We start from the raw sequence: 4,182 nt of genomic DNA, 5'->3' as shown, positions 1-4,182 counted from the left end.
GATGCCGCCGATCTGGCCAGCCTGCGCCTGCCGATGCGGCGGGTGCTGGCCCATCACCTGGGGCCACGCGGCCTGAAGTCCTGGGAAATGCTCGAGCAGCTGGCGCCCCGCAGGTAGGGGGTGTTGAGCAGGGCTTGCAGCCCTGCACCTGCCGAGGCCAAAGCAACAGCAACAGCGTGCATTCCGTGGGATGGCGGGGTGGGTCCGGTTGAGAGGGGCGCTGCAAGTACCCCTCCGGGGCCCGGCCCAGCCACCAGCGGCTGTGCGTTCGGGCGCTTGCGAAGCAGTGCTTCGCAAACAAAGCGCCCTCACCCATGTAAGCTCGGTCGCCGCTTGCTCGTGTGCGCTGTCCTGCGCACACGGCAAGACCGGGGTTGGGCGTCCTGCCCAACCCGCCCGAGGCATGCCTCGGGCCCATGCGGCTCACGCCCCCGCAAGCGGCCCCACCCCGCCTTCGATAATTTCCCGCGTTCTGCAGTAGATCCACGCCATGCGTGGATGCTGTTTGATGAACTGTCGGAATGTTCGATTCCGATGGTGATCCATCCACGCATGGCGTGGATCTACCAGGATTGATGCCGACCGTCGGCACATGGGGTCAGATCTGTTTTCCACAGGAAAACGGATCTGACCCCGGAAACAAAAAAATCCCCGGTCGACCCGCATCGACCGGGGATCTGGATCGCCACGTTGCCACGCCTTGGAGAGGCAGTTCCACCCTAGCGCATCGCGTGGCCGGCGGTGATCGCCTGTGGCGATGACGACCAAGCGCGTGGCTATCAGGCGGCGGCCAGGGCCTGCTCCAGGTCGGCGCGCAGGTCGCCGATGTGTTCGATGCCGATCGACAGCCGCACGGTGTCCTCACTGACGCCGGCCTTGGCCAGCTCCGCGGCATCCAGCTGGCGATGGGTGGTCGAGGCCGGATGGGTGGCCAGTGACTTCGCATCACCCAGGTTGACCAGGCGGGTGAACAGCTTCAGGGCATCGAGGAAGCGCGCGCCGGCTTCACGGCCGCCGGGCAGGCCGAAGGTCAGTACGCCCGAGCCGTGCCCACCCAGATAGCGCTGCGCGGCGCCATGCTCGGGATCGTCGGCCAATCCCGCGTAACGCACCCAGGCGACCTTGTCGTGCGCCTTCAGGAACTGCGCGACGGCCAGTGCATTGGCGTTGATGCGCTCCATGCGCAGGGCCAGGGTCTCGATGCCCTGCAGGATCAGGAACGCATTGAACGGCGACAACGCGGCACCGGTATTGCGCAGCGGGACCACCCGCGCGCGGCCGATGTAGGCCGCCGGCCCCAGTGCTTCGGTATAGACCACGCCGTGGTAACTGGGGTCGGGTTGGTTGAGGCGGGCGAAACGCTTCGGCTGCGCCGCCCAGTCGAAGCGGCCGGAGTCGATGATTGCACCGCCGAGGCTGTTGCCGTGGCCACTCAGGTACTTGGTCAGCGAGTGCACGACGATGTCGGCACCGTGCTCGAACGGGCGCAGCAGGAACGGCGTGGCCACGGTGTTGTCGACGATCAGCGGCACACCCGCGGCATGCGCGACCTCGGCAATGGCGGCGATGTCGGTGACGTTGCCGCGCGGGTTGCCGATCGATTCGACGAACACCGCCTTGGTGCGCTCGTCGATCAGCGCGGCGAACGCAGAAGGATCGGCCGGGTCGGCGAAGCGCGCCTGGATGGCATACTGCGGCAGCGTGTGTGCCAGCAGGTTGAGGCTGCCGCCATACAGCGCGCTGGAGGCGACGATGTTGTCACCGGCCTCGGCGATGGTCTGGAGGGCATAGGTGATCGCGGCCTGCCCCGAGGCCAGCGCCAGCGCACCGATGCCACCTTCCAGTGCGGCCAGGCGTTGCTCCAGCACGTCGGTGGTAGGGTTCATGATGCGGGTGTAGATATTGCCGGGCACCTTCAGGTCGAACAGATCGGCGCCGTGCTGGGTGTCATCGAAGGCATACGCCACGGTCTGGTAGATCGGCACCGCCACCGCGCGGGTGGTCGGGTCGGGACGGTAACCACCGTGCACGGCCAGGGTTTCCAGTTGCCACTGCGGTTCGCTCATTGCACCAGGCTCCATCCGGGGAAACCGCCACCATAGGCCAGCCCGCGCCCGCCACTGAAAGCCACTGGCGATGACGCCCGTACCGGCGGTTATCAGGTTGGCCGCGATTCAGGCAGTCGTCATGGGGCGCTGCTAGGCTGCGCCGCCGGGCGCTGCTGCCCGGGCACGGAGGCCCCACCCATGCAGCCATCGCCCTGGCATCCCACCACCAGCAGTTCGCCTACGTCGGTCATGCTGGTAGAGGACGACCGTCGCCTGGCCGAACTGGTGAGCGACTACCTCCACCAGCATGGCTTCGCCGTGCAGCACATCGCACGCGGCGACCTGGCCGGCGCGGCCTGCCGCCAGCACGCGCCGGAGCTGGTGGTGCTGGACCTGATGCTGCCCGGCCTGGGCGGCATCGACGTGTGCCGCCAGATCCGCAGCTTCTCCGATGTGCCGATCCTGATGCTGACCGCCTGCGAGGACGACATCGAACAGGTGCTGGGCCTGGAATCGGGCGCCGACGACTATGTGCACAAGCCCATCGAACCACGCCTGCTTCTGGCCCGGCTGCGCGCCCTGCTGCGCCGCCGCCACGGCAGCAGCAACACCGGCACGCCCAGCCGGCTGATGCACGGTGAACTGCTGATCGACCGCATGCAGCGTGAGGTACACCTGCACGGTGCCACGGTGGACGTGGGCACCACCGAATTCGAGATCCTGTGGCTGCTGGCCAGCCAGCCGGGGCAGATCCTGTCCCGTGACCAGATCCTGCAGGCGGTGCGCGGTATCGGCTTCGACGGCCTGGACCGCAGCGTTGACGTCTGCATCGGCAAGCTGCGTCGCAAGCTCGGCGACGATGCGCGCGAGCCGCGGCGGATCAAGACCGTGTGGGGCCGCGGCTACCAGTTCAATCCGTCGGCCTGGACGGCATGAAGCGGCTGTTCCTGTGGCTGTGGTTCATCACCGGCGCCTGTTTCCTGGCCTCGGTGTTCTTTCTCAACCGGGTGCTCGACAGCATCTATACGCCCGTGCAGGATCGCGTTTTCGTCCAGCAGGTGCGCGGGCAGGTGTACGCCCTGCGCAGCGGCCTGGCCGGCCTGGACGGTAGCCAGCAGCGTGAGCGCCTGCAGCAGTGGCAACCGCACTATGGCATCGCATTGACCCTGCTCGACAAGCCTCCCGCGCTGACCCCGCAGGAACAGGCAGCCGTGCAGGCCGATGGCTTCATCGTGCGCGATCAGTACCAGCAGGTCCTGCTGCCCATCGAAGGCATCGATGGTCGCTGGTTGCACCTGCGCGTGCCTGGCGCGGTGCAGATGACCACGTACATGACCATCGCGGCCTACCTCAGCATCCTGCTGCTGGTCGGCGCCAGCCTGTACGCCTGGGTACGCCTGCTCTGGCGCGATCTGGATGCCCTGCGCGTGCATGCCGACCGCATCGGCGCCGGCGATCTGCAGGCACGCGCGCAGGTCTCGCCACGCTCGCAGATCCGGGTCATCGTCGACCATTCCAACCGCATGGCCGCGCGCGTGGCCGAACTGGTACAGCGCCAGCGCGACCTGACCCATGCGATCTCCCACGAACTGCGTACGCCGATCGCGCGCGTGGCCTTCGGCCTGGACCTGATGCAGGACAGCGATGACCGCGAGCGCCGCGAACGACTGGCGCAGGGCCTGCATGGCGACCTGGCCGAGCTCAACCGGCTGGTCAGCGAACTGCTGGCCTACGAACGGCTGGAGCATCCCAGCGAGGGCGAACCGATGCAGCGGATCGAAGCCAACGACTGGCTGCAGGCCTGCCTGGCCGATGCCCGCCGCGATGCCGAACGTGCCGGCCTGGTGCTGCGCGTGCAGCCCAGCGCCCTGCCTCGGCTGGAAGCGGAACCGCGCCTGCTGCAGCTGGCGCTGAGCAATCTGGTCGGCAATGCCCTGCGCCACGCGCGCTCGCAGGTGGACGTGTCGCTGGTGAGTGTGGGCGGGCGCGCCTGCCTGCGCGTGGACGACGACGGCCCCGGCATCGCCGAGGCTGACCGCGAAAAGGTGGTCCGCCCGTTCACCCGCCTGGATGACAGCCGCAGCCGCGACACCGGCGGCTTCGGCCTGGGCCTGGCGATCGTCGGCCGCATTGC

General features: G+C 68.0%; 3 protein-coding genes and 1 pseudogene. 3 read left to right on the top strand and 1 reads right to left on the bottom strand.

Going from position 1 to position 4,182, the window contains the following annotated elements; translation table 11 throughout:
* A pseudogene (locus N5E02_RS20320) lies at positions 1–117 on the top strand (DNA repair protein RecO); the annotation flags it as partial.
* Between the two features lie 662 nt (positions 118–779).
* Here the strand turns inward: N5E02_RS20320 and N5E02_RS20315 are convergent.
* Positions 780–2,066, bottom strand: coding sequence for an aminotransferase class I/II-fold pyridoxal phosphate-dependent enzyme (locus tag N5E02_RS20315; protein WP_279946685.1), 1,287 nt, complete (start codon positions 2,064–2,066; stop codon positions 780–782).
* Positions 2,067–2,246: 180 nt separating this feature from the next.
* On the opposite strand from N5E02_RS20315, the gene N5E02_RS20310 reads away from it, so the two are divergent.
* Both N5E02_RS20310 and N5E02_RS20305 read left to right on the top strand, forming a co-directional pair.
* Entirely contained in the window at positions 2,247–2,984 is a 738-nt protein-coding gene (locus tag N5E02_RS20310) for a response regulator transcription factor (RefSeq protein WP_005418539.1), read from the top strand.
* The coding region (locus N5E02_RS20305) for an ATP-binding protein (protein WP_279946684.1) at positions 2,981–4,182 on the top strand (1,202 nt) is incomplete at its 3' end. The genes N5E02_RS20310 and N5E02_RS20305, both read left to right, overlap by 4 nt.

Source organism: Stenotrophomonas sp. GD03777, assembly GCF_029842485.1.
GTDB classification, from domain to species: domain Bacteria; phylum Pseudomonadota; class Gammaproteobacteria; order Xanthomonadales; family Xanthomonadaceae; genus Stenotrophomonas; species Stenotrophomonas sepilia.
This window is presented reverse-complemented; position numbering and strand designations above follow the sequence as displayed.

Coding starts and splice junctions, on each gene's coding strand:
- N5E02_RS20310 (WP_005418539.1), top strand. CDS start 2,247: ATGCAGCCATCGCCCTGGCATCCCACCACCAGCAGTTCGCCTACGTCG.
- N5E02_RS20315 (WP_279946685.1), bottom strand. CDS start 2,066: ATGAGCGAACCGCAGTGGCAACTGGAAACCCTGGCCGTGCACGGTGGT.